This is a genomic window from Pseudomonas baltica, assembly GCF_014235765.1.
In the GTDB taxonomy this organism is placed as follows: domain Bacteria; phylum Pseudomonadota; class Gammaproteobacteria; order Pseudomonadales; family Pseudomonadaceae; genus Aquipseudomonas; species Aquipseudomonas baltica.
This window is the reverse complement of the sequence record NZ_JACMYH010000002.1, coordinates 519,837-543,747: the sequence shown is the minus strand read 5'-3', so window position 1 is coordinate 543,747 and position 23,911 is coordinate 519,837. Positions and strand designations below refer to the sequence as shown.

The window sequence follows — 23,911 nt, the reverse complement described above, 5'->3', positions numbered from 1 at the left end:
TTCCTTAGAGGGCGTTGATCAGGACGCTGAATGTTTCCTGCGCAGCCTTGATGATCTGCGAGGACGCCGTGTAGTACTGCTGGAACTTCACCAGGGAGGCGGCTTCGTCGTCCAGGTTGACACCCGATACCGAGTCGCGGTTGGTCTTGGCCTGGGTCAGCACGGCCCCCGTGGCCTTGGTGTCGACGGTGGCCTGGCTGGCCTTGGCGCCAACCCGCTCCACCAGCGAAGCATAGGCACTGGTGAAGCTCATGCCGGGGTTGCCCGCCGTCGCGCCAACCGTGGCCTTGGTCTGCAACCCCAGCAATTGCGTGGCATTGCGGTTGTCGGACTTGCCATCGGCGTTGAACGACACGGTGTAGCTGTCGTTGACCGCAGGCGTGCCGCCCACGGTGGTGTCGAAACTGAAGGTGAGCTGCTTGCCGTCGGCGCCGTTGACGGGCTTGCCGTCGGCACCTACCACCGGCACGGTCAGGCTCAGGTTGTTGCTCTGGCCAGGCACGATGGTACCGCTGCCAATACTGGTGCCTGACGCGTTGAACAGACTGTAGCTCTGCGCACCGTCGGTGGTCTTGCCGAACACCAGCTTGACCGGCGACGAGGTTTCGATGCCGCTCTGCAACTGGCTCAGGGCCGTGCCACTGTAGATGTCCAGCTTGCTGCCCAGCACCGGCTGGGTGAAGGTGCCGGTGCCCGAGTTGCCGACGGTCGCCGTGCCGGTGAGCGGCGCGGCAAAAGCCAGCTTGTTCGAATCGGTGAGTGTGGTGGTGATAGCGCTCGCGCCGCTGCGCGTCGGTGTGACGACGAAGCTGTCGCCGCTGGCAACCTTGCCGTTCAGGCCCAGGGTGACACCGTCGATCACGGGTGCAGGATTGCTGCCCAGGTCGAAGCTGCCCATCGAGGTGCCGTCCGAACGGGTCACGCTGTAGGCGGTGGTGCTGCTGAACTTGACGTTGTAGTCGTAGATGCTCAGCTTGCTGGAGTCGGCAACGGTAACGCTCAGGTTGCCCGAACCTGCGCTGTTGGTGGACGCCGCCAGGCTGCGGTTGGCCGTGGCGGTGGCGCTGTTGATGCTGGCGAATACCGACGAACCGAAGTCACCGTTGAGGTCGATACCCTTGCCCAACTGGCCGTTCAAGGTGTCGCTCACGACAATGGCGGTGCGCCCCAGCTCGTTGATTGCCGGGTTCAGCGCATCGCTGCGAAAGCGCAGCAGGCCGCCGATCTCGCCGCCGGTGGTGACCGAAGTCACGTCGGTGCTGTAGCCCTGATACTGGATGGTCAGGCCATACTGGCTCTTGTCGGCCACACCGGGTGTGGCCACCAGCGAATTGGCCGAGCTGCCGGTCACCAGCGACTGCCCCGAGCCCAGGTAGACGTCGTAGTTGCCGTCACGCTGCTGCACGCTCACACCGACCAGCTCGTTGAGCTGGCGAACGTTTTCGTTGCGCGCATCGAGCAGGCTGTTGGGCGTGGAACCGGTGCCCGACATCTCGGTGATCTGCCGGTTGAGTTCGGCGATGTTGCCGCTCAGCTTGTTGACCTGGCCGGTCAGGGTGGTCAACGACGCATTGATGCTGTCGTTCTGCTGGCTGAACTGCGACGAAATCGAATTGAAGCGATTGCTCAGGGTTTGCGCCTGGGTCAGCAGCAGTTGCCGCGACGAGGTATCGCTCGGGTTCGCCGCTGCGGTCTGCACGGCGGAAAAGAAGCTGCTGAGCACGGCGCTGATACCCGTGCTGCCATCGGACAGCAGTTTGTCGATGCTGTTGATCTGAGTGCTGTACGCGCTCGCGTCGTTGCTCAACGCAGTGCTGGTCTGCAGTTGGGTATCCATATAGCTGCTGTAGATACGGCGCACGTCGGAGATCGTGGTGCCGGTGCCCAGATAGCCCACGCCGATGTTCTGCAAGCCACTGGCAGTGTTCACCACCGACTGCCGGGAATAGCCCGCAGTCGCGACGTTGGCGATGTTGTTACCGGTGGTCGCCAGGGATGCCTGGCTGGACGCCAGACCGGACAGCCCAATGGAGATCAGATTCGACATGGGTTCAAACCTTATAGATTCGTGGTAGCGCTGGTGCTGCTGCGAGCGTAGTTCTCATAGCCTTGCATCTGCTTGGCGATGGAAGAGATCTTGCTGGCGTAGTTCGGGTCGGTGGCGTAGCCGGCCTTCTGCAGTTCCTTGACGAATTGTTCGGGGTTGTCCGCGGACTTGACCACGCCTTGGTAGCGATCGTTGTTCTGCAACAGGCTGACCAGGTCGTGGAAGCTGTCTTCGTACGAGGTGTATGAGCGGAAATCGGCGGTTTCCTTGACCATCTGGCCGTCGCGGAATTCGCTGGTGATCGCGCGGGCGTTCTCGCCTTTCCAGTTGCCGGTGGCCTTGATGCCGAACAGGTTGTGGCTGCTGCTGCCGTCGTCGGCGCGCATGATCGATTTGCCCCAGCCGGTTTCCAGCGCCGCCTGGGCGACCAGCACCTTGGGGTCGACACCGATGCGCGCAGCGGCTTTTTCGGCCATCGGCAGCATGGTCGCGATGAACTCGTCGGACGAGGCGAACGCGCGCTTGGCCGGGGCCAGGGGCGGCTGGGCGACGCTCTTCGCCAGGCTGCTGCCCTCGAACGCAGCGCCGCTGCGCACGGTCTTGGCAAGGCTGTTGAGCGGTGCATCGGCCGCAACGTTGATGAGGTTCTTGCTGCCGCTGGCAGCCCCTGCTTCGGTGGCCGCCGACGGCACGATGCCGGCCACCAGACGGTCGGCAAGCTTGCTGGGCAGCGAAAGACGACGCTGGTTGAGCAAGGCGATGTCGTTGTGGCCGACGCTGCCGGCGGCCTTGGCATCGGCCGAGGCGTCGCGAGTGGCGCCCAGTGGCTTGTTTAGGCTGTTGTCGGCATGGGCGAACGGATTCGCGCCGGCACGGGCCACGCCCTTGGTCTTGGACAACTGGCGCATGAGCACGTCCTGCAGGCCGATACCGCCACCTTCCTTGGAGAGGGTCACGGACAGCTGCTGGTCGTACATCGACTGGTACTGCTTGGTGGTTTCGGTGTTCAGCGGGTTGTCCTTGGCCAACACGTCATTTGCCGAACGCATGGACTTGAGCATTTCACCGAGGAACAGCGACTCGAATTCCTGGGCCACCTTGCGCAGGTTGGCCTCGCTGTCGCGATCCCCGACTTTCAACGAGCTCAGGCGATTGAGGTCTGTGTAAGCCCCCGAATCCCGTGTTCCCGATACTCCACCATTCGGCATTTCCATCAGCTGTTACCTCAAATCACGATCAGGTCGGCCTGCAATGCGCCGGCCTGTTTCAGGGCTTCGAGAATGGCCATCAAGTCACCGGGCGCTGCCCCCACCTGGTTGACCGCGCGGACGATCTCGTCGAGCGTGGTGCCAGGGCCAAACTTGAACATCGGTTTGGCTTCCTGCTGGGCGCTGACCCGCGAACGTGGCACCACCGCCGTTTCGCCACCGGACAAAGGCCCTGGCTGGCTGACGATCGGGTCTTCGGTAATGGTCACCGTCAGGCTGCCGTGGGTCACTGCCGCAGGCGATACCTTGACGTTCTGGCCAATCACGATGGTGCCGGTGCGCGAATTGATGATCACCTTGGCCACCGCCTGCCCTACGTCGACATCGAGGTTCTCGAGGATCGACAGGTAGTCCACGCGCTGGCTGGGGTCGACCGGAGCAGTGACGCGCACCGAGCCCCCGTCAATAGCCTGTGCAACTCCCGGGCCAAGAAGCTCGTTGATCTTGTCGACGATGTGTTTGGCGGTCGTGAAGTCCGAGCGGTTGAGGTTCAGCGTCAGGCTGTTGCCCTGATTGAAGCCACTGGGCACGGCACGCTCGACGCTGGCACCGCCAGGAATCCGTCCTGCCGACGGCACATTGACGGTGATTTTCGACCCGTCGCGGCCTTCGGCGTCAAAACCACCGACGACCAGGTTGCCTTGGGCGATTGCGTAGACGTTGCCGTCGATACCCTTGAGCGGGGTCATCAGCAGGCTGCCGCCACGCAGGCTTTTCGAGTTGCCGATGGACGACACGGTGATGTCGACCACCTGTCCCGGCTTGGCGAACGCTGGCAGGTCGGCATGGATCGACACGGCGGCGACGTTCTTGAGCTGCACGTTGCCCGAGCCCGGCGGCACCTTGATGCCGAACTGGGAGAGCATGTTGTTGAAGGTCTGCAGGGTGAATGGCGTCTGCGTGGTCTGGTCGCCGGTGCCATTGAGGCCCACGACCAGGCCATAGCCGATCAGCTGGTTGGTGCGCACGCCGGAAATGCTGGCGATGTCCTTGAGGCGCTCGGCCTGAACGCCGAACGCGGCGGACAACAGCAGGGCAGCGGCGATCAGGTGTTTGAAGTTGAGCATGGACGGGCGCACTCAGAAAGGAAACAGTGGACTGGCAAAGAACCGGTCGAACCAACCCGGCTGACTGGCCTCGGCAAACGAACCGGTGCCCGAATAGGTGATGCGCGCATCGGCTACCCGCGTCGAGGACACGGTGTTGTCGGTGGCAATGTCGTCGGCGCGGACCAGACCGGAAATGCGCACCAGCTCTTCGCCGGTGTTGAGCGTCATCCACTTCTCGCCGCGAACCGAGATGATGCCGTTGGGCAGCACGTCGGCCACCGTTACCGTGACCGAACCGGTCAGGCTGTTGTTCTGTGCTGCCGCCGCGGTGCCGTTGGTGGCGCGAGTGCCGCTGTAGCCTGCATTGAGGCTCAGGTCGCCACTGCCCAGCGGGTTGTTGGTGTTCACACCCGCTCCGAACAGCGAGGTCAGGCCCAGGCTGTTGTTGCTGTCCTTGCCGACCTTGGAGTTGGCGCTCTTGCTGGCACTGGTCCGCTCGTTGAGGGTGATGGTGATGATATCGCCCACGCGGAACGCCTTGCGGTCGCTGTACAGGTTCTGCTCGAAGCCGGCCTGGTAGATCGAGCCGTTGTTGGCGGCGGCAGGCATCGGAGTGCGCGGCAGCACCGGGGCGTAGTACGGGTCGTTGGGCTTGGCCGGCGGCGCGACGCAACCGGTCAGCAAGGCCATTCCACTCAGGGCAAGAACAATCGAGACACGACGCATGACACAGACCTCACGGTGTAGCCGGCGCACGCGGCGCCCAGGTAGCTTGGGGATTACGGATGGACCCGAATTACAGGTTCTGGGTCAGGTTCTGCAGCATCTGGTCGGCAGTGGAGATGACCTTGGAGTTCATCTCGTAGGCACGCTGGGTGGTGATCATGTTGACCAGCTCTTCCACAGTGCTCACGTTGGAGTTTTCCAGAGTGTTCTGCAGTACCGTACCGGCGCCGTTCAGGCCGGGCGTTGCCACTTGCGGCGCGCCGCTGGAGGCGGTTTCCAGGAACAGGTTGCCACCGATGGCCTGCAGGCCGGCCGGGTTGATGAAGTCGGCGGTCTGCAGGTTGCCGATCACCTGCGAAGCGGCGTTGCCGGCGGTGGTGATGGACACGGTGCCGTCGGTGCCTACGGTGAAAGTCTGCGCTTCGTTGGGAACGACGATGGCAGGTTCCAGCGCCAGGCCCTGGGCGGTGACGATCTGGCCGTCGGAGTTCAGGTGGAAGGTACCGTCACGCGTGTAGGAAACGGTGCCGTCAGGCTGCATCACCTGAAAGAAGCCGCGACCGTTGATGGCCATGTCCAGCGGCTGGTCGGTGGTCTGCAGGCTGCCGGCGGTGAAGTTCTTCTGGGTGCCGACAATGCGCACACCGGTACCAACCTGCAGGCCCGACGGCAGTTCGCTGTCCTGGGTCGACTGGGCACCGGGCTGACGTTTGATCTGGTAGAGCAGGTCCTGGAATTCGGCGCGATCGCGCTTGAAACCCGTGGTCGACACGTTCGCCAGGTTGTTGGAAATCGTGGTCAGGTTGGTGTCCTGAGCCTGGAGGCCGGTCTTGCTGACCCATAGTGCTGGAAGCATGTGTCTTCTCCTGGAGCGCCTGGTTTACGGCGCGATCGCTACGCTGGAATTAGATTTGCAAGACCCGGGCCATGGCCTCGTCGCCTTCTTTGGCGGTGCTCATCATCTTGATGTGCAGTTCGAACTGCTTGGAGAGCGCCAGCACGGAGGTCATTTCCTCGACCGCATTGACGTTGCTCGCTTCCAGGAAGCCGGACTCGACGCGGACCGCAGCGTCGGCAGGTGCCGGTTGGCCGCTGGAGGTGTGGATCAGACCGTCCAGGCCCTTGGTCAGGGTTTTCACGTCCGGATTGACCAGCTTGATGCGGTCGACCTGGGCCATGACGTTGGGAGCCTGCCCCAGACCACGAATACTGATGGTGCCGTCCATGCCGATCTCGATTTTCTCGTCGGGCGGCACGGCGATCGGACCGCCGTTGCCCATGACCGGCAAACCATTGCCGGCGCGCAGCACACCGAGCGCGTCGACGTTCATGCTGGCGGTGCGGACGTAGGCTTCGCCGCCGTCGGGTGTCTGTACGGCGATGAAGCCGTTGCCGCCCACCGCGACGTCCAGGTCCCGGCCGGTTTCCTGCAGCGCGCCGCCACTGAAATCGGTGGCCGGACGTTCGGTCAGGGCATAGGCCCGCGAAGGAAAGGTATCGCCGAACACCGGCATGGAACGCGCCTGTTCCAGGTCACGCTTAAAGCCGGTGGTGGAAATGTTGGCCAGGTTGTTGGCATGCGCCTTCTGCGCCAGCGCGTTCTGGCTGGCACCGGTCATTGCCACATAGAGCATCTTGTCCACAGTTGTCTCCCTCGACGGGCGAATGCCGTCTACTGCTGTACTGAGAGAGGTAGAGCAATATGCGGGCCAACTTTGCCAATACGGCTACAGCCCCTCTAGGACGGGGGTTGCAGCGATGCGGCCGAAGCTCACTGAAAGCTTGACGCCGAAAAGTCGGCGCCGGATTGCCGCTAGCGGCAACGGGAGAATGGATTTACGTCGCGACATCAGGGCGAGGCTCGACGGCGCCGTCTTCAACGACGGCAGCCGGCGTTGGTGAACGGCCCGGCGAAGCGACGGTAATGCGGGCCAGGGTCGACCTGACTGCACAGGTAGCGGCCGCTCGCCAGGCTCTGGTAGGTGTACCAGGGCGCGGGCGCCGCCACGGCCATCGCGCAGGTTGCGGCGATGGCCAGGGCTGCACACAGACACCGGATCACTGCCCTGCCCTCATCAGGTCATCTGGATGATGGTCTGCATCACGGTGCTTTCGGTGGAAATGGTCTTGGCGTTCGCCTGGTAGTTGCTCTGCGCCTTGATCAGGTTCACCAGCTCGGCCGTCAGGTCGACGTTGGAGTCTTCCAGCGCCTGGGACTGCAGGTTGCCCATGACACCGGTATCGGGCGTACCGATCACGGCGGTACCGGAAGCGAACGACTCCTTCCAGTTGGTGCCGCCATTGGGCGCCAGGCCTTGCATGTTGGCGAAGCTGGCCATGGCCACCTGACCGATGACCTTGTTCTGGCCATTGGTGAAGTTGGCGAACATGTTGCCCGTGCCGTCCACCGACAGACCGGTCAGCTCACCTGTGGCGTAGCCGTCCTGGGTCTTGGCCGAGGTGGCCGATGCCGAGTTGTATTGCGTGGTCGCCAGCATGTCCAACGCCACGCCACCGGCATTGGCCGTCGCGCCGTTGGGTGTCCAGGTGCCATCGGCGCCACGGGTGGAAGGCACCCAGCCGGCAAGGTTGAAGCTCTTGTCGGCGTTGATGCCCAGGCCACCAGGCACGTTACCCTGAGCGGGCACGATGAGGCTGCCGTCGGACTTGAAGCTCAAGGTATTGACCAACGGCGTGGTGGCGGTCGGATCGGACGGATTGCGACCGTCGATGGTGGTGTGCATGGTCCAGCTGTTGGCCGTGGCATCCTTGACGAAGTACTGGTTCATCTGGTGGGCGTTGCCCAAGCTGTCGTACACATCGGTGTTGAACGTGTAGTTGTAGCTCTTGACGTTGCTCGGGTCGAACGGCGTGATGGTTGCCTGCGGAGCGCTGGAGTTGAGGTTGACGGTTTCGGCGATCTTCGAGGTCGCCTTGGGCTGCAGGTTCGCAGAGTCGATTTTCAGATTGGTCAGCACGCCCGTCTGCACCACGCCGTCCTGGGCGTTGTAGCCCTGCAGGTTGTTGCCGCTCACGTCGACGACGTTGCCGTCCTTGTCGCTGTAGAAGGCACCGGCACGGGTGTAGAGCTTCTGGCCACCATCGTTGAGCACGAAGAAGCCGTTGCCGTTGATCGCCAGGTCGAGGCTCTGCCCGGTCGAGGCGATGTTGCCCTGGGTGAACTGCTGCGACACGGCCGCGGTGGTCACACCGCTGCCCACGCTGGTCTTGCCGGCCGTGGCGCGAATGGACGCGGCGTACTGGTCGGCGAATTCCGCGCGCGAGGATTTGAAGCCGGTGGTCGCGACGTTGGCAATGTTGTTGCCGGTGACGTTGAGCGCCTTGTTGGCTGCCGAAAGACCGCTGAGGCCGATATTGAAAGTCATGCTGTACTCCTGCGCCGGACGAAGCGGCTCAAATTCCGATGGTTTGGACTTTCGACAGCGCAACGCTACCCAGTCCAGCGAGGTTGAGGGTCAGTTCACCGCCGTTGGTGCCCATGGTGACGCTGTTCACCGTGGCTGGAAGGTAGGTGCTCATGGCCGTGGCGGTACCGTCGACGGTGGCTGCAGCCTTGAAGGTGTAGGTGCCGGCAGCGGCAACCGCGCCGTTGCTGTCCTTGCCATCCCAGGTGAAGGCGGCGTTGCCGGCGGACTGGCTGCCCAGATCGATATTGCGCACCAGGTCACCTTTGGCGTCGTAGACGCCGACCGTGGTGTTGCTGCTCGACGAGGTCAGCGCCACCGAGCCGGTGAGGCCCTTGGTGGGGTCGACCACGGCGGTATCGGTCTGGGCGATGACCGAGCGGCCGACCAGCGACGAGGCCTGCAGCGCCTGGGACGATTGGTAGTTGTTGACGATGGTGCCCACCGACGCATTCAGGCTCTGCATGCTTTCCAGGCTGCTGAACTGCGCCAGCTGGGCGACGAACTCGCCGTTGTCCTGGGGATCGAGGGGGTTCTGGTTCTGCATCTGGGTCACCAGCAGCTGCAGGAACGCGTCCTTGCCCAACGCACTGCCGGCGGTGCCGGTCGAGCTGTCGGTGCTGCTGGTGGTCTTCTGCAATGAGTCCAGGACCGAGGCGCTCACGCCATTGTTAATGCTGGTAGTCGTCATCTGCGCTCGCCTCTATCACTGACCCAGGGTCAGCACCTTCTGCATCATGGTCTTTGCGGTATTCATCAGTTCGGCGTTGGTCTGGAAGGAACGACTGGCCGAGATCATGTCGGCCATTTCCTCGACCACGTTGACGTTCGGGTAGTAGACGTAGCCATCCTTGTTCGCCGCCGGGTGATTGGGCTCGTAGCGCGCTTCCAGATCGCTCTGGTCCTCGACCACGCCGGTGACCTGCACACCCTGCCCCGCCGAATCCTGGTCCTGGAACAGCGAACCGCTGTCGCCGGCCTGCTGGCCCTGAAGCATGGTGGCGAACACCGGATGCCGTGCGCGGTAGGTCTGGTCGATGCTGGACGACACGGTTTCGGCGTTGGCGATGTTGCTCGCCACGGTGTTCAGGCGCGTGGTCTGCGCACTCATGCCGCTACCGGCAATGTTGAAGACGCTGGCAAGGGACATGGCTTAATCTCCGCGAAGGGCCGATACCAGCCCTTTGAACTTGCTGTTGAGCAGGGTGAAACTGGCCTGGAAGTTGACCGAGTTCTCGGCGTAGTTCGACTGCTCGATCTGCGCATCGACGGTGTTCTGGTCCAGCGAAGGCTGCGTGGAAATGCGGTACTGCAAGGTCTCGTCGCCCGAGCTGAAGCCCTGGGCGGCGATGTGCTTGCTGCTGGTGGTCTGCAGGCCGAAGGCACCTTTGCCGTTCTGCTCGCTCTGCGCTGCCAGCACCGAGGCGAAGTCCAGGTCCCGAGCTTTGTAGTTGGGCGTGTCGGCGTTGGCGATGTTGTTGGCCAGCACTTCGGCACGCTTGGCGCGGAAGCCCAAGGCCTGCTCGTGAATGCCCAGCGCTTTGTCGAAACTGATGCTCATGTTGGTACCTATGCGGCAGACCAGATGGTTCGTGCAGGATAGATAGCAATCAGTGTGCCAAGTCTCAAAAAGCCCGTCCCATGCGGGTTGCGGGCCTATCAGGCGTTGGGTGATGCCAGAAAAGCGGCAAGAAATTTCCGCTGGAGGGGAAAAGCGGCAACGCTGGCGCCAGAAAAATTGCCGCCCGTGCGCCTTGGTCGCACGCCTGGGTAAAGGAAGCGCGCCAGGCGCAAGATCACTTGGCCTGGTAGATGATGCCGGGGCTGCACTGCACCATCTGATACAGCTCGGGCAAGCCGTTCAAGGCTTCGGATGCACCCAGGAACAGGTACCCGCCCGGCTTGAGGGTGCCATGGATACGGGTGAGGATGTCTTTCTTGACCTGTGCGGAAAAGTAGATCAGCACGTTGCGGCAGAACACGATGTCGAACTTGCCCAACGCCGCATAGCTGTCGAGCAGGTTGAACGCACGAAACTCGACGCGACTGCGGATGGGCGCCTTGACCGCCCAGCGCCCTGGCGTCTTGGGATCGAAATAGCGCTGCAGCCGCTCCTGGGAGAGGCCGCGGCCGATCGCCAGGCTGTCGTACTCACCACTCTTGCAGTTGGTCAGCATGCTGCCGGACAGGTCGGTGGCAACGATCTGCACGCCCGATTTCAGCTGTCCCAGGTTGCTGCGCTCGAACTCGTCGATGGTCATCGACAGCGAATAGGGTTCCTGGCCGGACGAGCACGCCGCCGACCAGATACGCAGGCGTGCGCCGGGGCTGGCCTTGATGCTTTCGGGCAAAACCTTGTTCTTCATCACTTCGAAGGGATAGGTGTCGCGAAACCACAGGGTTTCGTTGGTGGTCATGGCGTCCACCACCTGCTCGCGCAGACCGCTGCGCGGCTGGGTCTGGATACGCTGCACCAGTTCGCCCAGGGACTTGATGCCCTGCTGCTCCATCAGCTTGTTCAGGCGGCTGGCAACGAGGTACTGCTTGTTCTCGCCCAAGAGAATGCCACAGGCTTTTTCCAGGAAGACCCGGAACTGATCAAAATCCAAATTACCCGTAGACACGGTGCCGCCTCTTGCTGGTTCGGTAGGCCGGGCGCTGGCGCCCGGCATTCATACTGCTGCCTTGATGCGATCGACGACCCGTGCCGCCAGGTCGTCGGGGCGGAACTTGGCAAGGAAATCGTCGGCGCCGACCTTCTTGACCATGGCCTGGTTGAACACCCCTGACAACGACGTATGCAGAATGATGTGCAGCTTCTGCATGCGTGGGTCGCTGCGGATCTCGGCGGTCAGCGTGTAGCCGTCCATCTCCGGCATCTCAATGTCGGAGATCAGCATGAGGAATTCCTCCTCCGGACGCTTGCCCTCGTCGACCATCTTGCGCAGGTATTCCAAGGCCTGGCGACCGTCGTTCAAGGCCACCACTTCTACCCCCACGGTCTGCAGGCAACGGGTCACCTGCTTGCGTGCCACCGATGAATCGTCGACGGTCAACACGCGCAGGGAAACGGCCTTGCTGTGCGTCTCCTCGTCGACCACGCCAACCGAGATCGCTTCGGAGGTCGGCGCCACTTCGGCGAGGATTTTCTCGACGTCGATGATCTCCACCAACTGGTTATCCACGCGGGTGACGGCCGTCAGGTAGTGATCGCGGCCGGTGCCCCTGGGTGGCGGATGGATCTCTTCCCAGTTCATGTTGACGATACGTTCCACCGAATGCACCAGAAAGCCCTGAATCTTGGTGTTGTACTCGGTGATGATGACGAAGGTATCGGTCGATGCCACAAGGCCCGCAGCACCCGTGGCCATGTCCAGATCGAGGATCGGGATGGTCGCGCCACGGATGTTGGCCACGCCGCGAACCACCGGGTTGGACTTCGGCAATACCGTCAGTTTGGGGCATTGCAGCACCTCCCTGACCTTGAAGACGTTGATCCCGTAGAGCTGCTTGCCATTGAGGCGAAACAACAACAGCTCCAGGCGATTCTGCCCAACCAGCTGCGTGCGCTGGTTCACCGAATCCATTACACCCGCCATGCCCAAACTCCTCTTGCGACCCGCTCGATATCGGCACGGGCCTTGCTATTAGCACTGCATGAACGCAAAAACGACAGTTTCTCGACACATCGCCGCGTATTTATTCTGGGCCGTTGCCACGGTGGGTGGCGCGGTGCTCGGCAGTGCGGCGCGCGCCGACAATGTCACATTGCCCGAACAGCTTATCGGTGTCACCCAGGGTTTTCTTGAGTTCACTGTTGAAGATTATCTGGCGACCTCGCAAATCCAGGGCCGCTACGAGATCGAAGTGAACAATCTCGACCCGCGTTTGCGCATGCCCGGTTGCGACCGGCAGCTGTCGGCCAGCCTGGAAAGCCCGGCGCAACCGATGGGCCGAGTGACCGTACGAGTGCGCTGCGAAGGCGCTGCGCCGTGGACGGTATTCGTTCCGGCGCAGGTCCGGCTGTTTCGCGAGGTGGTGACCACCACCCGACCCTTGAAGCGCGACAGCGTGTTGACGGAGGCCGACGTGGCGTTGCGCGAACGCGACGTCGGCGCCATGGGTCAAGGCTTCCTGGTCTCGCTGGACGAGGCCGTGGGCATGAAGCTGATCCGACCGACGGTGATCGACCAGGTGCTCACGCCGGTATTCCTCGAGCAACAGGCCCTGGTGCTCAAGGGTGATCAGGTGGTGATCATTGCCCGCAGCGGCACCCTGGCGGTCCGCATGCCGGGCGAAGCGCTGGCGCAGGGCGGCATGAGCGAGCAGATACGCGTACGCAACCTGAACTCCAAACGGGTGGTCAAGGCGCGCGTCACCGGGCCTGGACAAGTGGAAGTAGCGATGTAAAAGCTGGCCGGCGAACCGGAGTTTTCCTACACTAGGGGCCTACACGGGCCCGTAGCCGCGGCATCGGGCATTTGCGAAACAGCGCCTAAAGTTAATCGGGATTTGGCCGAAAACAAGGCAAGCGTCCAAATACCCAGAGGTTCAGAACAATGGTTATCGACTTCAACCGAGTGGGCAACTCGCCGTCAGTGCAGGGTACTTCGCGTACCAGCCCTGCCAAGGAAGTGGCCGCCGACACGGCCGTGCCAAGCACGCCCGCCGTGAAGAGCGGGGAACCGGTCACCTTGAGCGATCAGGCCCAGCAAATGCAGAAAATCACCGACAAGCTGAGCGATCAGCCCACTGTCAACAGCGCCCGCGTCGCCGAGCTCAAGCAGGCTATCGCCGAGGGCAGCTATAAAGTCGACAGCGAGCGCGTTGCCAGCAAAATGCTCAATTTCGAAGCCCAGCGCTAGCCCAGTCTAGGCGCCGGGGTTTCTGGACGCGTCAACGCCAGGGCTCACCATGCACGATCAAACGCTGTTGCAGCTGATTGAAGAAGACCTCCCGTACGCAGGGCAGCTGCTCGAGCTGCTGCGCGACGAGTCGCAGGCGTTGCAGAGCCGCGACATGGAGCTTCTGGAAACGATTCTGGCGCAGAAGCAGTCATTGATCGTGCTGCTCGAGCAGAACGGACGCCGGCGTAGCCAGTTGCTCATGCAGCTTGGCCTGTCGGCGGATCGCGATGGCCTGCAGGCACTGGCACGCCAGTCGCACTTGGGCGATGCGTTGCTGGCCCGCGGCGATGCGCTGAGTCAGTTGCTCGCGCAGTGCCAGGCCATCAATGCGCAGGTGGGCCAAGGCATCGTGCGCCAGCAGGTGGCGACCGCCAACCAGATCCGCATACTTACTGGCGCCGAGCCACCGTCGCTCTACAACAGCCGTGGCTCGACCGCGCGAATGGCCACCTACCGCGCCCTCAGCCAGGCCTGACCTGTGTGTTCCCCGGAGTAGACCAGAACGTGTCAAACGCATCGAACGTGGAAGACGCACCGCAACCGCCCAAGGTGCTTGCCACACCCCTGGAAGTCGCCGCCAACCTGCGCATGCTCCAGGAAAGCCACGACCCCCTGATCATCACTTTTCACGAGCGCACCCTGCGCTGCCAGAGCTTTCTGGTGGAAGTGGACCGGGACAACCTGCGCATCGTCCTCGATGAAATGATTCCCCGCGAAGGCGAGAAATACCTGGAAGCAGGTGAAGGGTTCAAGGTCGAAGGCTTTCATGACGGCGTTCGCGTTGCCTGGGAAAGCCATGGCCACTGGACCATCACCCAGAAGCAGGGCAGCCGCTGCTATGTCGGCGCGCTGCCTGGCCAGGTGGTCTACCACCAGCGCCGCAATGCCTTTCGTGCCGCACTCAAGCTGTCGCAACTGGTCGATGTGGAAATCGCCGGCAGTCGGCTGAAGAGCACGCTGGTGGGGAAGCTGCTCGACATCTCGGCCCATGGCTGCAAGCTGCGCTTCGAGGGCGACATCGCCGAGCGGTTGCAACTGGGGCAGATCTACGAGCGCTTCAGCGCCGGCCTTCCCTTCGGCGCCATGAATACGGCGGTCGAGCTGCGCCACCTGCATTTCGAGGAGCGCATCGACACCACTTTCGTGGGCGTGCGCTTCCACAATATCCCGGGGCTGATGCAGCGGCAGCTCGAGCGCTTCGTGCATCAGTTGCAGCGCGACGCACAGCGCTTCGACCGGGACGATTTCTAAACCCGGGCCGCGCCCCGAGCGCGGCCCGGCGGCACCCTAGCCAGCCTTGACCGGCTCTTCTTCGGCAGGTTCGGTGTTCTGCATCTGTTCCTGCACCATGTGCTCATCCACCCGCGGGTCCAACGCTGCGGCCAACGGCGAGTTGGCGGCCGGCATGGCCACGTGATGCAACGGTGCGTCGTCCACGACGTGCAGGTTGGTCACTGCCTTCGGCCTGATCCGCCATACCAGCACCACGGCGAAAAAGCTGAAAAAGGCATACAGCATCTGGCTGCCGAACTGCTTCATCAGCACCCCTGCCACCAATGGCCCGATACAGGCGCCGACACCGTAGGTCACCAAAAGCATGGCGGTCAGCGAAACACGCCGATCGGCCTCCACATGGTCGTTGGAAAACGCCACGGCCAACGGGTACAGCGAGAACTGCAGCAGCGACACCAGGAAGCCGGCGGCGAACAGCACCTCCAGCGGCACGGCCGGAATCAGCGCCAGCGGCAGCGCGGCAATGGCGATACCGACTGCCACGCAGCGGATCAGCAGCGCACGGTCGTAACGGTCCGACAGCCAGCCCAACGGCCACTGCACCAGCAACCCGGCGAAAATGCACGAACCCATGAACAAGCCGACCTGCTCGGTGCTCAAGCCCTGCGCCGAGGCATACAGTGGCGCCAGACCGTAGAACGAGCCGACGATCAGGCCTGAGCCCAGCACGGTGCTCAGTGACTGCGGCACACGACTGATGAAGAAGCGTGGCTCCATGGGCGCCGGGTGCATGGGCGCAGGGTGAATGCGCCGCGTCAGAGCCACAGGCACCAGGCACAGGGCGAAGCACAGCGCGACCAGCATGAGCAGTTCCAGCCCCAATTGCGGATGCACCACCAGAATCAGCTGGCCCAGGACCAGGCCCAGGTAGGAAGCGATCATGTAGCCGCTGAACACCGCTCCGCGCTGCTTGCTGTCGGCCTGCTCGTTGAGCCAGCTTTCGATCACCATGTACTGGCACATCATGCCCAGACCGACGATGACCCGCAGGAACAGCCAGGCTGGCAGGTAGTTCACCAGGCCATGGCCCAGCACGGCGGCGCCGACGATACCGGCGCAGGTGGCATAGGCACGGATATGGCCCACGCGGGCGATCAACCTGTGGCCGATCTTGCCGCCCAGGGCCAGGCCGAAATAGTTGGCGGCCATCAGCGCACCCACCCACAGGCTGTCGACCTGCTCGGCCGACAGGCGCAGGGCCAGGTAGGTACTCAACAAGCCAGAGCCGATCAGCATCATCAGTGAGGCGAAGTACAGGGCTCGAAAGTTTTTCCAGATTTGGCGCATTGCAGGTCCGCGGTAAAGGGTGTCGGAACGATCGGTTCACAGGCAACGCCCTTTTCCGCCACCTCGGCTGAGCGCGGCGGGGAAAATCGTCACCTGCATACAAGCTGTTGCAGGATCAAGCTTGGGCCGCCAGCACCCGGCGTTCCCAAGGAGTGATTTCGTCGAAGAAACTCGCCAGCTCCAGGGTCTTGGTCGCAATGTAGCCTTCGATGAACACATTGCCGAACAGTTCCCTGGCCAACGGGCTGCGCTTGAGACGCTCCAGGGCCGCATGCAAGGTACATGGCAACGACAATTCTTCCGGCACGGCAAGGTCGCCCTGCATGGGCTGCGAGGGCTCGAGCCGGTGTTCGATGCCGTGCAGGCCGGCGGCGAGGCTGGCGGCGATGGCCAGGTAGGGATTGGCATCGGCGCCGGGCAGACGGTTCTCGACCCTGCGGGCGCAGGCAGCGCTGGCCGGTATGCGCAGCCCGGCGGCGCGGTTGTCATGGGACCAGCAGGCATTGTTGGGCGACGCATAGGGCTGACACAGGCGCTGGTAGGAATTCACGTTGGGCGCCAGCAGCGCAGTGAAATCGGCCATGGCCGCCTGTTGCCCGCCGATGAAATGACGGAAGGTGTCGGTGGGCTGGTCATGGGCATCGTTGAACACGTTGAGGCCACTGTCCAGCGCCACCACGCTCTGATGAATGTGCATCGAGCTGCCAGCCACCCGCGCCAGCGGCTTGGCCATGCACACCACGCTCAGCCCATGCTTGAGCCCGACTTCCTTGAGCAAGTGCTTGAACAGGAAGGTTTGGTCGGCGAGCAGCAGCGGATCACCATGCAGCAGGTTGATCTCGAACTGGCTGACGCCCATTTCGTGCATCACCGTGTCGCGCGGCAGCCCCAGCGCTGCCATGCTGCGACAGACCTCGTTGAAAAACGGCCGCAAGCCATTGTTGGACCCCACGCTGAACGCACTGCTGCCATCCTCGCGTCGGCCATCCAGCCCGATCGGCGCCTGGAACGGCAGTGACGGATCGGGATTGGCGGCGAAGACGAAGAATTCCAGCTCGGTCGCTACCACCGGGGCCAAGCCCAGGCGCGCATAGCGTGCAACCACTGTCTTGAGCAGACCGCGGGTCGACAGCGGGGATGACCCGCCGGTCAACTCCTCGGCATCGCAGACCACCCAGGCACGGGGCGGCTCGCTCCAGGGCAGGCGCTGCAACCGAGTAGGGTCGGCCACCAGTGCGACGTCGCCGTCGTCGGCGCCGTAGTAGCGGCTGGGCGGATAACCGCCCATGATGCATTGCAGCAGCACGCCGCTGGCCAGTTGCAGACGACGACCCTCCAGGAACCCTTCTGCCGTCATGACCTTGCCTCGCGGTACGCCATTGAGATCAGGTGTGACGCATTCGATTTCATCGACACCGCTCAAACGCTCGGCGACCGTACGCAGTCCTTCGCTACTCATTTCTCTGCCCTTGACGCTCAATGCCGTACTCGGCGATGTACACAAAATACGCAACGCAGCGGGCGGGTGACAAGCCACCTGCAGGAAGCGTTGCGAACAAGTCGCTTGCCGATAGCGTAGCGCCAGTACACAGTGTAGTGACTTGGATCCAAGCAGCTCGATGCTGCGCCTTGTTCGTCGGCTCGGCGAACAGCAGGAATGATACACATGGATGTTTTGGCTGCACTGTTTCACCCGCTTGAACCGCGTCTTCTCATGCTTTGCAGCGATACCTCACGGAGCGACTCGCTCGAGCGCTGCCTTCACCACCTTTCCCTGCCCGTCGAGGGCCTGCAGCCGGACTTGCAGCCGACATTCGACTACGAAAAGAGCCGGCACAAGGCCATTCTCGTCGAGCCTGCCCGTGGCGAACGACAACAGGGCGTCCGCTGGGTCGACGACATCCGTCGAGGCAACAGCTGGGCGTCGGTGCTGGTCGCCCTGACCGGCGCCGACGCCGCCATTCGCCAAGCCTACCAACACGCAGGGGCCGACCACGTGCTGCGATTGCCGGGCCCGGAGCAGGAGCGCGAAGCATTCTATCTCGCGCTGTTCCAGAACCCCGACTACTGGAATCTGGCCCCACCGGTGCTGGATCCCGTACGTCTGTGCCTGGAAGACGCGACGCGACGCCTGGACCTGACCTTTGTGCAGGTTCAGGTGGTCCTGGCGCTGCTCTACGCCCCTCATCACCAGCTGAGCTTCGACGATCTGGCGCAACTGCTGGGGCTTAATATGCGCACCTACGACGTGCGGGTGGTGGAGAAATTCGTCAGTCGCCTGCGCAGCAGCATTCGCCGAGCCTTCGGCACCCATGTCATCCAGAGCGTACGCGGCACCGGCTACCGCCTGATTCGCGGCTGCATCTCGCCCCCGCCCATCGCCTTTCGCTGAAAAGCGTTTTTCGACTGACCGATGGCCATTGGCGATTTTTTCAAAGCGTACTAGCCTTGAATTGATAGAGAAATTGGATCCAGCACCACGTTTTGAAGGAACGACCCCATGCCTACGGACCTTGGCAACAAATATTCTTCCGTCTATACGCAGCTCTATACGGCCCATCAAACAGCGGATGACGCGCAGCTCGCACACGGCCGCTGGTGGTTCAACGACATCGACCGAACCCTGACCCAGAACGGTATCAGCGTGGCCTTGACGCGCACCGAGTGCTCGCTGCTGAGCCTGCTCGCCTTCAGCAGCGAGCGGGTGGTCAGCAAGGAAGCGCTGATCGCCGGACTGGGCAAGAACCCCAGTCAGTACAACGGTCTGGAAATGTCCCTGAGCCGCCTGCAAAGCAAGTTTGGCCAATGCAGCGGTGGCGAACGCCTGATCCGCTCGGTACGCAACCGCGGCTATTGCCTGGCCCAGGTGGTGCGTTCGGCGTATTGCCCGAGCTGGAAATCGCCGGGGGGCCAGGCTGCCGAGCCCCCCTGCTCTTCCTAGCGTTCGCGCAGGGCTTCCTTGGCCCTGTTCAGCGGCTTTATCAAATAATCCAGCACTGTCTTGTGGCCTGTGGTGATGTCGACCGTGGCGATCATGCCGGGGACGATGGCAAACTTCTTCCCGGCCTTGTTCTCCAGCGAGTCGGAATCGGTGCGGATGAACACTCGGTAATAGAACACCTCGGGTTTCACTTCATCCTGGATGGTATCGGGCGAGATGGTCACCACCCGGCCGTCGAGCCCGCCGTAGATCGAATAGTCATAGGCGGTGATCTTTACCTTGGCTTGCTGATCGGGATGAATGAAAGCGATATCGCGGGGTGAAATTCTCGCTTCGATCAGCAAGCGCTCGTCCAGCGGCACGATCTGCATCAATTGGCCATTGGGCGGCACCACGCCGCCGATGGTGGTGACTTCGATGTCCTTGACGATGCCACGCACGGGCGAGCGCAGGGTCAGGCGCGACACCGAATCGGAGCGGCCCTTGAGCACCGCGGTCAGGGTTTCCACATCGGCATTGGCCTTGGCCAGCTCCTCGCGGGCCCGCACCATGTAATCGGAACGGGCTTCGGTGAGCTTGAGCTCGAGCTCAGAGCGCTGCCGATTCAGCCGCAGTACTTCCACCCGGCTGGCCGCACCGGTTCTGGCCAGGTTTTCGGTGATCTGCAATTCGCTGCGCACCAGCCGCAGGGATTCGTTGATGCCGGCCAACGAGTCATCCAGGCCACGACGGCGAACGTTGTACAGCTCGGTTTCGGCCTTGAGCAAAGCCGGATAGGCGTCGAGCTCGGCCGGGAATTTCAGGGGCTTGAGCCCCACTTCGGCCTGCAGGCGGGCGACACTGGCCAAGGTCGCGCGGTATTTCGCCGCGCTCTCGCCGAAGTTGGATTCGGTCTTGGTCGGGTCCAGCTGGGCCAGCACCTGACCGCGTTCGACGATCGCCCCTTCGGTCACGTTCATCTCGGCCACGATGCCACCTTCGAGCGACTGGATCAGCTGTTCCCGCGAGCTGGGAATGACTTTGCCGGTGCCGGTGGAGACTTCCACGACCTCGAAGAAGAATGCCCAGACGAAGAACGCCAGCAGCATCGCCACCGCGACCCACACCACGCGGGTCGCACGCACCACGGTGGAGTCGTCGACACCGTCCTGGTAATACGACTGGCCCGGCGCACCGTCTTCGCTGAGCAGCGGGATGCGCTTGAATTCACCGGAGCCCAGCACCTTGAAAGACTTGCCTGTATCCATTGCCCTGCCCTCCTTCATTGAGCCGCGCCCTTGGGACGCGACAGTCTGGCGATGGCGTTTTCCTTGGTGTCGTCGATCACCACCTGACCGTTGTCGACCACGATGATCCGGTCGACCAGGGCCAGCACACTGGTGCGATGGGTGGCAACGATGATCGTGCGGCCCTGGCCCCAGGTCGCCAGGTTCTGGATCAGCCGGCGTTCGGTGGTTTCGTCCAGCGACGCAGTGGGCTCGTCGAGCAGCAGGATATGCGGCTGGCGGATCAGCAGACGCGACAGCAACAGCGATTGGCGCTGACCACCGGACAGGCCGAGGCCGCCTTCGAGAATCAAGTGATCCATGCCGGTCGGGCACTGGCGCACGAAATCCAGCGCGCCGGTGATTTCCAGAGCAGCGATGATCTCCTGATCCGACGCTTGCCCGGCACCCATGATCAGGTTCTCGCGCAGGCTGCCGTGAAACAGCCGCGAGTTCTGCGTGAGCAGACCGATGTCGCGGCGCACGTCGGCCGGGTCGATATGGCCCAGGGCAACGCCGTCGAGGCTGATGCTGCCGCCGCTCAGGTCCAGGCCGCCAGCCAGGGCCTGGAGCAAGGTCGACTTGCCGGCACCGTTGCGGCCAAGCACGGCGATGCGCTCGCCTGGTGCGATGCTCAACTCGTTGACGGTCAGTGCCGGGGTACGTGCCTCCTCGCTGTACTTGAAGCTGGCGCGCTTGAGCTCGTAGCGCCCGCCGATCACCGGCAGGTGCACGCGCTGGGCGCCTTCGGGGTGATCGACCGGCAGCAGCATCAAGCGGTTGAGGCCTTCGAGGGCAACCTTGGCCTGCTGCCAGCGGGTCAGCACATGGGTCAGCTGCGACACCGGCGCCATCATCCGCGAGGCCAGAATCGAGGCGGCCACCAGGCTACCGGTGGTGAGGTCGCCGGCAATCACCATGGGCGCGCCGAACACGATGACGATGGCGAACACCGCGCTCTGCACGTTCTGCGTCCACGCCACCAGGCCGTTGGTCAAAGTGCGCAGGCGCAGGCTGCTGTCTGCCGCCACGGCGTTGTAGTGGTTCCATTGCTGCTGGAAGCGCTGCTCGGCCTGCAGGCTCTTGATGTCGTCCATGCCCTGCACGGTTTCTACCAGCATGGCGTTGCGCAGCGCTGATTCGCGCATGGATTCGTTGGCCAATCGCGCCAGCTTGCGCTGGGCCATCAGCCCAGGCACCACCATCGCCACCAGTGCGCACAGGGGAATCAGCACCAGTGGCCCGCCGATCAGGTAGAACACCACCAGGAAGATCAGGAAGAACGGCAGGTCGGCCAGTGCCGTGGCAGTGCTGGAGGTGATCAGGTCACGCAGCGATTCGAGTTCGCGCAACTGCGAAATGAACGAACCGGTGGACTTGGGCCGCGCCGAGTTGCGCAGGCGCATCGCGTGGCCGAAGACCAGGTCGCTGACACGCAGGTCGGCGCGCTTGCCGAGCAGGTCGGTGATCTTCATGCGCATGATGCGCATGATGAAGTCGAAGGTGATCGCCAGCAGCACGCCGCCGAACAGCACGTACAGGGTGGGGAGCGATTCGGCCGGGATCACCCGGTCGTATACCTGCATGGAGAACAACACCCCGCCCAGGCCGAGGATGTTGGCCACCAGCGAGGCCAGCATGACGTGCCCGTAGGGCCTGAGGTCGCGCAGCACGATCTTGCGGAACCAGTGCTCGTCGTAGGGCTTGATGTAGTCGTTGGTGCGCACGTCGCTGACCGGCCGCGCCGGACGCAGGATCACCGTGCGCAGGGCGTTGTCGAGCAGGGTCTGGCGGTCGATGCTGCTCTGCAGCCCTTGGTCACCGCTGTAGGCGATGCCGATCTGCTCGTCGTCGCCGAGCACCTGGATGATGCCGACCTGACCGTCCTTGAGCTGCACCACCAGCGGCGTGCGCCACTGGGTCAGGGTGGTGGGGTCGTAGCGGGCGAACTTGATCGTCAGCCCGGCCTGCCGGGCCATCTGCCGCAGGACGTCCTCTACGCTGGAATCGTCGGCACGCAGCGATGCGATACGCACGTTTTCCGCCGAGCACTCCAGGCGGTAGTGACGCGCCACACCGAGGATCGCGTCGAGCCAGACCCGGTAGTCCTGGCGCGAGAAGGTTTGCGCGGGTTGTACCGATTCCGCGTCCAGGGGCAGGTTCACGGCATCGTTCATGGCAGTATCTCCACGCCTTGGATGGTGCTTTGATCGATCCGGTAGGCACTGCGCAGGGCGCCAGTGCTGTACAGGCAGTCCACCTGCAGGCGGCGCAGGTCAGCCTCGGTGTTGGCCAGGTCGAAGCGCGACTGGTGGATCTCCTGTTCGGCGTTGAGCAGGTCGAGCAGTGGCCGCGTGCCCAACTCCAGGTATTGCTGGCCGTACAGCTCGCGGGCTTCGGAAATGCTGCCCTGGCGCGACTGCAGCGAGCCGAGCCGGCGGTCCAGGCTGGCAGTTTGCGCCTGCGCTTCGAACAAGCCCTGGCGGGCCTGCAGGCGGGCGGCATCTTCGGCCGAGTCGGCGGCAGTCAGGGCATAGGTAGCTGCGGCGGTACGCGCGGTGGTGGCACCGCCCTGGTAGAACGGCACGTCGAGGTTGATGAAGATGCCTGCCTGGGTACGGTCGATATTGGAATTGTTGCTGTTGTAGTTGCTGTCCAGGTAGTGGTTCAGCGTGGGGTCGACCGATAGCGTCGGCAGCCCATCGGCACGGGCCTGGCGAATGGCCGCCTGGGCCTCGACCCGTTGCGCGTTGGCTACCAGGATGCCGGGCAAGGCGTTCATGTCCGGTTCTGCAGCGTTGCAGGAGGCCAGCAGCGACGGCGGAAAATCGTCGTTGACGTCGAACGGCGCGGCGCGTCCTACCAGGTTGATGAGGTTGGCTCGCCAGCGGTTGTACAGCGCCTGATACTGCAGCAGGGTGGCACGCGCGCCGTCTTCTCGGGACCTGGCCTGGACCACGTCCGAACGCGTGGCGGCGCCCATGTCGCTGCGCTGACGTGCCAGCTCGGCAATGCCGGCGATGCCCTTGATCTGCTCGCGAGCGACCTGCAGCAGGCGTTGATAGCGCTGCACCTCGATGTAGGCCTGGGAGGTGTCGCGTGCCACCTGATCGATGCTCAGCAGTACCTGCGCCTGACTGCGGGCGACGCGGGCCTTGGCGACGTCGACCGCACTGTCGACCTTGCCGAAGTCGTAGAGCATCTGCTTGAGCGAGATGTTCACCGCCTGGCTGGTGCCATTGCCACCGTAGGAACTGTCGAGACCACCACGCAGCCCGCCGGTGATGCGTGGATAGTAGCCGGCACGCGCCACGTTGATGCCTTCACCCTGCTGGTACAGGGTGCCGATCGCCTCGCCGATGCTCGGATGCCATTCCACCGCCAGGCGGACGGCCTGGACCAGGCCCAGCTGGGTGCCGGAGGCCGGCGCGGCCAGATCGGAATCGTCGAGCCTGGCCCCCGCCGCCGTTGCAGCGGACGCAATCGCAGGCCTGGCGACATTGCGTGGATGCGGCCGAGCGGTCTGCTCGGGGCGGGTTTCCAAGCGGCTCGGGCTGATGACCTTGAGCCCGGGTTCGAGGGTGTCTGCGGCATGTGCCGGCAGGCTGTAGAGCGGTGTGATGCCCAGTGCCAGAACGGCCACTGAAATATGTGTCGCCAAAGAGGTGCACTTCAAGCCAATCCCCCACTTCCTGTTCTTGAT

At 63.2% G+C, this 23,911-nt stretch carries 23 protein-coding genes and 2 pseudogenes; 6 read left to right on the top strand and 19 right to left on the bottom strand.

The features are described 5' to 3' along the window. Window positions 1-4: 4 nt before the first annotated feature. The 14 genes and pseudogenes from flgK to H7993_RS11815 form a co-directional block, all read right to left on the bottom strand. Window positions 5-2,047, bottom strand: a complete 2,043-nt coding sequence (flgK, locus tag H7993_RS11875; RefSeq protein WP_185794501.1) for a flagellar hook-associated protein FlgK — start codon at window positions 2,045-2,047, stop codon at window positions 5-7. 11 nt (window positions 2,048-2,058) lie between these two features. Beyond that, window positions 2,059-2,811: pseudogene (flgJ, locus tag H7993_RS20950) on the bottom strand (flagellar assembly peptidoglycan hydrolase FlgJ); the annotation flags it as partial. A gap of 195 nt (window positions 2,812-3,006) precedes the next feature. Further along, window positions 3,007-3,096, bottom strand: a pseudogene (locus tag H7993_RS20945) (rod-binding protein); the annotation flags it as partial. Between the two features lie 176 nt (window positions 3,097-3,272). Next, a complete protein-coding gene (locus tag H7993_RS11865; RefSeq protein ID WP_122475937.1) occupies window positions 3,273-4,382 on the bottom strand; it encodes a flagellar basal body P-ring protein FlgI in 1,110 nt (369 codons plus the stop codon). 12 nt (window positions 4,383-4,394) lie between these two features. Continuing rightward, window positions 4,395-5,090, bottom strand: a complete 696-nt coding sequence (gene flgH / locus H7993_RS11860; RefSeq protein ID WP_043186005.1) for a flagellar basal body L-ring protein FlgH — start codon at window positions 5,088-5,090, stop codon at window positions 4,395-4,397. Window positions 5,091-5,160: 70 nt separating this feature from the next. Next, entirely contained in the window at window positions 5,161-5,946 is a 786-nt protein-coding gene (flgG, locus tag H7993_RS11855; RefSeq protein ID WP_043186004.1) for a flagellar basal-body rod protein FlgG, read from the bottom strand. A gap of 49 nt (window positions 5,947-5,995) precedes the next feature. After that, entirely contained in the window at window positions 5,996-6,733 is a 738-nt protein-coding gene (locus H7993_RS11850) for a flagellar basal body rod protein FlgF (protein ID WP_122475939.1), read from the bottom strand. A 233-nt stretch (window positions 6,734-6,966) separates the two neighbouring features. After that, a complete protein-coding gene (locus H7993_RS11845) occupies window positions 6,967-7,152 on the bottom strand; it encodes a hypothetical protein (protein WP_185794569.1) in 186 nt (61 codons plus the stop codon). Between the two features lie 13 nt (window positions 7,153-7,165). Continuing rightward, window positions 7,166-8,476 (bottom strand): flagellar hook protein FlgE, encoded by a 1,311-nt coding sequence (flgE, locus tag H7993_RS11840; protein ID WP_122475942.1) that lies wholly within the window; start codon window positions 8,474-8,476, stop codon window positions 7,166-7,168. Between the two features lie 28 nt (window positions 8,477-8,504). Continuing rightward, complete coding sequence (gene flgD / locus H7993_RS11835; protein WP_122475944.1) at window positions 8,505-9,206, bottom strand: flagellar hook assembly protein FlgD; 702 nt, start codon at window positions 9,204-9,206, stop codon at window positions 8,505-8,507. 15 nt (window positions 9,207-9,221) lie between these two features. Continuing rightward, window positions 9,222-9,665, bottom strand: coding sequence for a flagellar basal body rod protein FlgC (gene flgC, locus H7993_RS11830; RefSeq protein ID WP_122713719.1), 444 nt, complete (start codon window positions 9,663-9,665; stop codon window positions 9,222-9,224). 3 nt (window positions 9,666-9,668) lie between these two features. After that, entirely contained in the window at window positions 9,669-10,076 is a 408-nt protein-coding gene (gene flgB, locus H7993_RS11825) for a flagellar basal body rod protein FlgB (protein WP_185794499.1), read from the bottom strand. A gap of 235 nt (window positions 10,077-10,311) precedes the next feature. Then, entirely contained in the window at window positions 10,312-11,139 is an 828-nt protein-coding gene (gene cheR, locus H7993_RS11820; RefSeq protein WP_122476757.1) for a protein-glutamate O-methyltransferase CheR, read from the bottom strand. A 48-nt stretch (window positions 11,140-11,187) separates the two neighbouring features. Then, on the bottom strand, window positions 11,188-12,114 hold the full coding sequence (locus H7993_RS11815) for a chemotaxis protein CheV (RefSeq protein ID WP_122475949.1): 927 nt from the start codon (window positions 12,112-12,114) through the stop codon (window positions 11,188-11,190). A gap of 58 nt (window positions 12,115-12,172) precedes the next feature. On the opposite strand from H7993_RS11815, the gene flgA reads away from it, so the two are divergent. The 4 genes from flgA to H7993_RS11795 all read left to right on the top strand — a co-directional run bounded on the left by flgA (window position 12,173) and on the right by H7993_RS11795 (window position 14,673). Further along, window positions 12,173-12,925: a flagellar basal body P-ring formation chaperone FlgA gene (gene flgA, locus H7993_RS11810; RefSeq protein WP_185794498.1), complete on the top strand. Its 753-nt coding sequence runs from the start codon at window positions 12,173-12,175 to the stop codon at window positions 12,923-12,925. A gap of 149 nt (window positions 12,926-13,074) precedes the next feature. Continuing rightward, on the top strand, window positions 13,075-13,380 hold the full coding sequence (flgM, locus tag H7993_RS11805) for a flagellar biosynthesis anti-sigma factor FlgM (RefSeq protein ID WP_122475953.1): 306 nt from the start codon (window positions 13,075-13,077) through the stop codon (window positions 13,378-13,380). Window positions 13,381-13,429: 49 nt separating this feature from the next. Next, on the top strand, window positions 13,430-13,897 hold the full coding sequence (locus H7993_RS11800) for a flagella synthesis protein FlgN (protein ID WP_122713723.1): 468 nt from the start codon (window positions 13,430-13,432) through the stop codon (window positions 13,895-13,897). 29 nt (window positions 13,898-13,926) lie between these two features. Beyond that, entirely contained in the window at window positions 13,927-14,673 is a 747-nt protein-coding gene (locus H7993_RS11795; protein WP_122475956.1) for a flagellar regulator YcgR PilZN domain-containing protein, read from the top strand. A gap of 36 nt (window positions 14,674-14,709) precedes the next feature. On the opposite strand, the gene H7993_RS11790 is transcribed toward H7993_RS11795, so the two are convergent. Together H7993_RS11790 and H7993_RS11785 are read right to left on the bottom strand one after the other, a co-directional pair. Beyond that, window positions 14,710-16,002, bottom strand: a complete 1,293-nt coding sequence (locus tag H7993_RS11790; RefSeq protein ID WP_185794497.1) for an MFS transporter — start codon at window positions 16,000-16,002, stop codon at window positions 14,710-14,712. Window positions 16,003-16,117: 115 nt separating this feature from the next. After that, the gene (locus H7993_RS11785; protein WP_185794563.1) at window positions 16,118-17,359 is read right to left on the bottom strand and encodes a glutamine synthetase family protein; all 1,242 of its coding nucleotides are present in this window, start codon (window positions 17,357-17,359) and stop codon (window positions 16,118-16,120) included. Between the two features lie 309 nt (window positions 17,360-17,668). On the opposite strand from H7993_RS11785, the gene H7993_RS11780 reads away from it, so the two are divergent. Further along, entirely contained in the window at window positions 17,669-18,394 is a 726-nt protein-coding gene (locus H7993_RS11780; RefSeq protein ID WP_185794496.1) for a helix-turn-helix domain-containing protein, read from the top strand. Window positions 18,395-18,502: 108 nt separating this feature from the next. After that, window positions 18,503-18,943, top strand: coding sequence for a winged helix-turn-helix domain-containing protein (locus tag H7993_RS11775; protein ID WP_185794495.1), 441 nt, complete (start codon window positions 18,503-18,505; stop codon window positions 18,941-18,943). Here H7993_RS11775 and H7993_RS11770 read toward each other — a convergent pair. The 3 genes from H7993_RS11770 to H7993_RS11760 are packed head-to-tail and all read right to left on the bottom strand — an operon-like array spanning window position 18,940 to window position 23,884. Then, complete coding sequence (locus tag H7993_RS11770) at window positions 18,940-20,190, bottom strand: HlyD family type I secretion periplasmic adaptor subunit (protein WP_122713729.1); 1,251 nt, start codon at window positions 20,188-20,190, stop codon at window positions 18,940-18,942. The two genes, H7993_RS11775 and H7993_RS11770, sit on opposite strands and share 4 nt — an antisense overlap. A gap of 14 nt (window positions 20,191-20,204) precedes the next feature. Then, window positions 20,205-22,385, bottom strand: coding sequence for a type I secretion system permease/ATPase (locus tag H7993_RS11765; protein ID WP_185794494.1), 2,181 nt, complete (start codon window positions 22,383-22,385; stop codon window positions 20,205-20,207). Beyond that, complete coding sequence (locus tag H7993_RS11760; RefSeq protein ID WP_425312004.1) at window positions 22,382-23,884, bottom strand: TolC family outer membrane protein; 1,503 nt, start codon at window positions 23,882-23,884, stop codon at window positions 22,382-22,384. The genes H7993_RS11765 and H7993_RS11760 overlap by 4 nt, the downstream gene beginning before the upstream one ends. Between the last annotated feature and the right edge of the window lie 27 nt (window positions 23,885-23,911).

Coding starts and splice junctions, on each gene's coding strand:
- flgC (WP_122713719.1), bottom strand. CDS start 9,665: ATGTCCCTTGCCAGCGTCTTCAACATTGCCGGTAGCGGCATGAGTGCG.
- H7993_RS11765 (WP_185794494.1), bottom strand. CDS start 22,385: ATGAACGATGCCGTGAACCTGCCCCTGGACGCGGAATCGGTACAACCC.
- H7993_RS11865 (WP_122475937.1), bottom strand. CDS start 4,382: ATGCTCAACTTCAAACACCTGATCGCCGCTGCCCTGCTGTTGTCCGCC.
- flgD (WP_122475944.1), bottom strand. CDS start 9,206: ATGACGACTACCAGCATTAACAATGGCGTGAGCGCCTCGGTCCTGGAC.
- flgK (WP_185794501.1), bottom strand. CDS start 2,047: ATGTCGAATCTGATCTCCATTGGGCTGTCCGGTCTGGCGTCCAGCCAG.
- H7993_RS11815 (WP_122475949.1), bottom strand. CDS start 12,114: ATGGCGGGTGTAATGGATTCGGTGAACCAGCGCACGCAGCTGGTTGGG.
- H7993_RS11775 (WP_185794495.1), top strand. CDS start 18,503: ATGCCTACGGACCTTGGCAACAAATATTCTTCCGTCTATACGCAGCTC.
- H7993_RS11790 (WP_185794497.1), bottom strand. CDS start 16,002: ATGCGCCAAATCTGGAAAAACTTTCGAGCCCTGTACTTCGCCTCACTG.
- flgH (WP_043186005.1), bottom strand. CDS start 5,090: ATGCGTCGTGTCTCGATTGTTCTTGCCCTGAGTGGAATGGCCTTGCTG.
- H7993_RS11780 (WP_185794496.1), top strand. CDS start 17,669: ATGGATGTTTTGGCTGCACTGTTTCACCCGCTTGAACCGCGTCTTCTC.
- H7993_RS11785 (WP_185794563.1), bottom strand. CDS start 17,359: ATGACGGCAGAAGGGTTCCTGGAGGGTCGTCGTCTGCAACTGGCCAGC.
- flgA (WP_185794498.1), top strand. CDS start 12,173: ATGAACGCAAAAACGACAGTTTCTCGACACATCGCCGCGTATTTATTC.
- H7993_RS11800 (WP_122713723.1), top strand. CDS start 13,430: ATGCACGATCAAACGCTGTTGCAGCTGATTGAAGAAGACCTCCCGTAC.
- H7993_RS11770 (WP_122713729.1), bottom strand. CDS start 20,190: ATGGATACAGGCAAGTCTTTCAAGGTGCTGGGCTCCGGTGAATTCAAG.
- flgG (WP_043186004.1), bottom strand. CDS start 5,946: ATGCTTCCAGCACTATGGGTCAGCAAGACCGGCCTCCAGGCTCAGGAC.
- flgE (WP_122475942.1), bottom strand. CDS start 8,476: ATGACTTTCAATATCGGCCTCAGCGGTCTTTCGGCAGCCAACAAGGCG.
- flgB (WP_185794499.1), bottom strand. CDS start 10,076: ATGAGCATCAGTTTCGACAAAGCGCTGGGCATTCACGAGCAGGCCTTG.
- flgM (WP_122475953.1), top strand. CDS start 13,075: ATGGTTATCGACTTCAACCGAGTGGGCAACTCGCCGTCAGTGCAGGGT.